The sequence below is a fragment of the Spirillospora sp. NPDC049652 genome (genome assembly GCF_040675125.1).
GTDB lineage: Bacteria > Actinomycetota > Actinomycetes > Streptosporangiales > Streptosporangiaceae > Spirillospora.
Map to the genome: position 1 here is coordinate 1 of NZ_JBFAOF010000729.1, position 3,832 is coordinate 3,832.

At 73.5% G+C, this 3,832-nt stretch carries 3 protein-coding genes and 1 pseudogene; 3 read left to right on the top strand and 1 reads right to left on the bottom strand.

All coding sequences use genetic code 11. From position 1 onward, the window contains the following. Both AB0J52_RS31490 and AB0J52_RS31495 read left to right on the top strand, forming a co-directional pair. Positions 1–547: AMP-binding enzyme (locus AB0J52_RS31490; RefSeq protein WP_500186407.1), on the top strand; the 547-nt coding region annotated here is incomplete at its 5' end. Between the two features lie 9 nt (positions 548–556). After that, positions 557–1,396, top strand: coding sequence for a MaoC/PaaZ C-terminal domain-containing protein (locus AB0J52_RS31495; protein ID WP_500186409.1), 840 nt, complete (start codon positions 557–559; stop codon positions 1,394–1,396). Between the two features lie 44 nt (positions 1,397–1,440). On the opposite strand, the gene AB0J52_RS31500 is transcribed toward AB0J52_RS31495, so the two are convergent. After that, positions 1,441–2,916: an MFS transporter gene (locus AB0J52_RS31500; RefSeq protein ID WP_500186410.1), complete on the bottom strand. Its 1,476-nt coding sequence runs from the start codon at positions 2,914–2,916 to the stop codon at positions 1,441–1,443. Between the two features lie 167 nt (positions 2,917–3,083). On the opposite strand from AB0J52_RS31500, the pseudogene AB0J52_RS31505 reads away from it, so the two are divergent. Further along, positions 3,084–3,832: pseudogene (locus AB0J52_RS31505) on the top strand (HEAT repeat domain-containing protein); the annotation flags it as partial.

Below are 3,832 nucleotides of genomic sequence, written 5' to 3' on the forward strand. Positions count from 1 at the left end.
GCGGTTCGTGCCGCGCGGCGATGACACCGCCGTGCTGGACCACGCGCTGCGCCCCGTCGCGCCCGGGTCCGGCGAGATCGGGCAGCTCGCACGCCGCGGCCGCATCCCGCTCGGCTACTGGAACGACGAGGCGAAGACCGCGAAGACGTTCGTGACCGACGACGAGGGGACCCGCTGGGCGCTCCAGGGCGACATGGCCCGCGTCGAGGCGGACGGCTCGGTCGTGCTGCTCGGCCGCGGCTCCCTGGTGGTCAACACCGGCGGCGAGAAGGTGTTCGTGGAGGAGGTCGAGGCCGCGCTGAAGACGCACCCGGCCGTGTACGACGCGCTGGTCGTCGGCGTCCCGGACGAGCGCCTCGGCAGCCGCGTCGCCGCCGTCGTCTCGCTCGGGCCCGGCGCGTCCGCGACGCCCGAGGAGCTGGTCGCGCACACCCGCCGGACGCTCGCCGGATACAAGGTGCCCCGCGACCTGAAGATCGTGGACCGGGTGCGGCGTTCGCCCGCGGGCAAGGCCGACTACCGCTGGGCCAAGGGCCTCTACCAGTAAGGAACCCCCATGACCGAGATGAACGACGACAAGCTGGGCGTGTGGAGCGCCCCGTTCGACTTCGCCGTCGAGCGCGAGCGGACGGTCGAGTACGCCGCCGCCACCAACGACGGCAACCCCCGGCACGTCTCGGGCGAGCTGGCCCCGCCGGTGTTCGCGATCGTCCCGGTGTTCCACGGCATGATCGACCCGCTGTTCAAGGTGGTCCCCGACAGCCTGATCCCGTTCGTCGTGCACGGCGAGCAGGACATGGTGTTCCACCGGCCGATCGAGCCCGGCATGAAGCTGGTCTCGCGCGCGAAGGTCACCGGGTACTCGTCCAAGAAGTCCGGCACGACGGTGTCGCTGCGGCTGGAGACCCGCACCGACGGCGGCGACCTGGTCAACGAGCAGTGGATGGTGTCGTTCTTCCGCGGCTTCCAGGCGGGGCGGACGGTCGGCGAGCAGGCCCCCGCGCACGGCTTCCCCGAGGAGCTGCGCACCGCCGCGCCGATCGCCGAGGTCACCCAGCACGTGGACGACGATCAGACGTTCCGCTACTCCAAGGCGTCCGGCGACCCGATGCCGATCCACCTGGACGAGGAGTTCGCGAAGAGCGCGGGCCTGCCGGGGATCATCGCGCACGGCCTGTGCACGATGGCGTTCACGTCCCGGGCGGTGATCGAGTCGGCGGCGGGCGGCGACCCGGCCCGGCTCAAGCGGCTGGCGGTCCGCTTCTCCAAGCCCGTCCTGCCCGGTCAGGACGTCACGACGCGGATCTACGACAAGGGCGACGGGACGTACGCGTTCGAGACGACGTCCAGCGCCGGCGACGTCGTGATCAAGGACGGCCTGGCCGAGATCGCCTGACCGCCCCGGCCCCGGGGACGGTGAGGCCGTCCCCGGGACCGGTCTCAGGCTTCAGGACGACGCCGTGCGAGCAGAGCGAACACGGCCACCGCGCAGAGTCCGGTGAGGACGGCCACGCCCGTCAGCGACACGTGCCAGGCGTGGGTGAACGCGGCGTGGTCGGCGCGGGTGACCTCGCCGGACACGATGCGCGCGGCGGTCGCGGACGAACCCGTCCGGGCCTGGACGAGGCTGGTCAGGGCCGCCCCGAACACGGCGATGACCAGCGCCTCAGCCGCGCCGCGCACGGTGTTGAGGAACCCCGCGGCCATCCCGGCCCGGTCGGACGGGACGAGGGCCATGGCCTGCCCGTCGGTGATCCCGAAGGACAGGCCCATGCCGATGCCGACCAGCAGGAGCGGGCCGAGCAGCGCGACCGCGCCGATGCCGGGCTGCAGCACGGTCAGCCAGAGGTTCCCCGCCGTGACCAGGCCCAGGGCGAGCGTGATCAGCGCCCGCCCGGATGAGAGCGGTCCGCCGGACGCGCCCCGCGAGACGAGCCAGCCGCCCAGGGCGGGGACGACCAGCACGGGCCCGGTCAGCATGAGCATCATCAGCCCCGCCTCCCCGGCCGACGCGCCGTTCACGCCCTGGATGTAGGTGGGCAGGAACACCAGCACGCCGAGGAAGCCGATGGACGTCGCGAGGGTTCCGAGGCACCAGCCCATGAACGGCGCGTTCCGGAGCAGCGTCAGGTCCAGGACGGGACGGGGGCTGCGGTGCTCGACGACGACGAACGCCGCCAGCAGCACCAGTCCCGCCGCGAAGGACCCCAGCACGGACGCGGCGGACCAGCCCGCCTCCGGCCCCTGCATGATCCCGAACATCAGCAGGGCGAGGCCGCCGATGAACGCCGCCCCGCCCGGACCGTCCACGCGGGGGCGTTCGGCGGCGCGGGACTCCGGCGCGAACCTGCTGCCCAGCAGCACCAGGACGCCGACGACCGCGTAGGCGCCGAACGTGCCGCGCCAGCCGACCCCGCCGACCATCCACCCGGACAGGGACGGCCCGACCGCGATCCCGACGCCCGCCATCGTGCCCATCCCGGCGAACGCGCGGGTGCGGGCCGGGCCGTCGAAGGTCGCGGCGAGGATGGCGCCGCCCGCCGCCATCATCCCCGCCGCGCCGACGCCCGCGAGCAGGCGCGCGGCGTCCAGCAGCCAGATCCCGTCCGCGACGGCGCTGGCCAGGGCGGCGACGGTGAACAGCGCCGCGCCGAGGGTGAACGTCCGGCGGCGTCCGAACAGGTCCGCCAGCGAGCCGCAGACCAGCGTGAACGCGGCGAAGGTGAGGTTGTACCCGGCGACGGTCCATTGCAGGGACGGCCCGGACACCCCCAGGTCCGCGCCGATCCGCGGGACCGCCACGGCGGTGCCCGCGATCGACATCGCGAGCGCCAGCACCCCCAGGAGGACCGTCGCCGCCGTCACCGGCGGGCTCACCCGTCCCAGGGGACGCGCTCCGAACTCGACTGTGCTCACCCTTGCCTCCGTCACCTCGGTGGGCACCCATCGTGAAACCTCAACCTTGGTTGAGGTCAACCGGAGCGGCGGGCCCGGAGAGATCTCGGCCGGCTCGGCGACCCCGGGTGGGGCCCGGCGTCCCCGGACACCCCGGGACGCGTCCGCCTACCCCTACGCTTCTCCGCGTGGCGAAGATCGTTGATTACGGGACGCTCGCGGACCGGCTGAGGGCCGCGCCGAACCGCTGGGACGTCCTGCGCGAGTTCCAGGAGGAATGGGGCTACGTGGTCGAACCGGGATCGTCCCGGTGGAACCGCTGGTCCGCGGACAAGCACGGGAAGTCCGTGCTCGCCCTGGGCGGCACGGACGAGTTCGAGGACGCCGACCTCGCCCTGCCCGTCCCGGCGGTGCTGGACGAATGGTGGGAGCTGCCCTTCAACACCATCACGCAGGACGACCGCCCCCACTGGATGCACCCGTGGATGCAGCCCGTGTACCCGCCTGCGGCCCGAGCCGAGCCGTCCGGTGACGGGGGCGCGGGCCCGATCCCGGACGACTCGGACCTGATCGCGCCGGACGCCGACCACCGGGTCTGCGTGTTCATGATCGAGGGCGTGTACGGCGTCGCGTGGGGCTACCCGGCCGCCGAGGCGCACGAGCCCGACCCGCGCGTGCTGGCCTGCGTCGGCTGGGACGAGCGGGAGTGGGTCCCCCAGGCGCGGTCGCTCTCGGAGTACTTCCTGATGCTGGCCGTCCAGCGGCTGCCGATCGCGCTCGGCTGGTCGACGCAGATCTACCAGGAGGACGTCGGCGACGGCGGCACCGGCGAGCTGGTCGCCCGGATCGAGGCCGAGCTGCCCGCGCTCGGCTTCGAGCCGTGGCGCGAGCTCGGCCAGGACACGGTCGTCCGCGGCGGGCCGGACGTGCTCGTCCA

Coding starts and splice junctions, on each gene's coding strand:
- AB0J52_RS31495 (WP_500186409.1), top strand. CDS start 557: ATGACCGAGATGAACGACGACAAGCTGGGCGTGTGGAGCGCCCCGTTC.